At 61.5% G+C, this 1140-nt stretch carries 1 protein-coding gene; it reads right to left on the reverse strand.

What is annotated here, in order from left to right; genetic code table 11:
• Positions 1 to 429 precede the first annotated feature (429 nt).
• Entirely contained in the window at positions 430 to 930 is a 501-nt protein-coding gene (locus tag ACOTX2_RS24995; RefSeq protein ID WP_000376623.1) for a GNAT family N-acetyltransferase, read from the reverse strand.
• Positions 931 to 1140 lie beyond the last annotated feature (210 nt).

Here is a 1140-nt window from a genome sequence, read left to right on the forward strand (position 1 = left end):
ATAGTCGAGATTGGTGCAGATCACTTCTGATATTGAACTGTCAGGAGCTGGCTGCACAACAGCCATTACGCCCAATCAACTGGTGCAGTCGTCTTCTGAAAATGACATTTGGTATCTCTCATAAACGGATGTTTTTGAGAGAACTATCTTCGGCCTTCACACGCACGAAAGGCGGCGAAGCTCCGCCGTTAATCCGTCCGCCGGAGATCTCGCCCAGGCAGGCTGAAGGCCGAGCAAGCCTGACAGGCCCGAAAAGCCCGGCACGGGCGTCGGCGGCGATGACGGCGGCGGCATTATCCAGGGTTGATGATGGAAGTGGAGGATATCGACAACCTCTCGCGCAACCAAGACATCGCGGTCGGACTGCAAGTGATCTTGAAGCCACGGGCCCGTCCCACCCCGACATGGACCTCGATGCCCGAACGGACGTTAGATTTCGAGTTCTAGGCGTTCTGCGATGAAGGTTGGATCCCAGCCGGGATTGAAAGTGTCGACGTGGGTGAATCCGAGCCGCTCGTATAGGCCACGCAGGTTCGGGTGGCAGTCGAGCCGCAGCTTGGCGCACCCCTGCGTTCGCGCGGCATGGCGGCAAGCCTCGATCAGCGCGGAGCTGACACCCCGGCCCGCATGTGTCCGTCGCACCGCGAGCTTGTGCAGATATGCGGCCTCCCCCTTGAGGGCGTCGGGCCAGAACTCGGGATCCTCGGCCGACAAGGTGCAACAGCCGACGATGCCGTCGCTGCAACTCGCGACTAGGAGCTCGGATCTCAGGACGAAGGTCTCCGCGAATGTCCGGTCGATCCGCGCGACGTCCCAGGCGGGCGTTCCCTTGGCGGACATCCACGCCGCAGCGTCGTGCATCAGCCGCACAACCTCGTCGATATCACCCGAGCAGGCGACCCGAACGTTCGGAGGCTCCTCGCTGTCCATTCGCTCCCCTGGCGCGGTATGAACCGCCGCCTCATAGTGCAGTTTGATCCTGACGAGCCCAGCATGTCTGCGCCCACCTTCGCGGAACCTGACCAGGGTCCGCTAGCGGGCGGCCGGAAGGTGAATGCTAGGCATGATCTAACCCTCGGTCTCTGGCGTCGCGACTGCGAAATTTCGCGAGGGTTTCCGAGAAGGTGATTGCGCTTCGCA

The organism is Enterobacter cloacae complex sp. IR5412 (assembly GCF_049237385.1).
Taxonomy (GTDB): domain Bacteria; phylum Pseudomonadota; class Gammaproteobacteria; order Enterobacterales; family Enterobacteriaceae; genus Enterobacter; species Enterobacter intestinihominis.

Coding starts and splice junctions, on each gene's coding strand:
- ACOTX2_RS24995 (WP_000376623.1), bottom strand. CDS start 930: ATGGACAGCGAGGAGCCTCCGAACGTTCGGGTCGCCTGCTCGGGTGAT.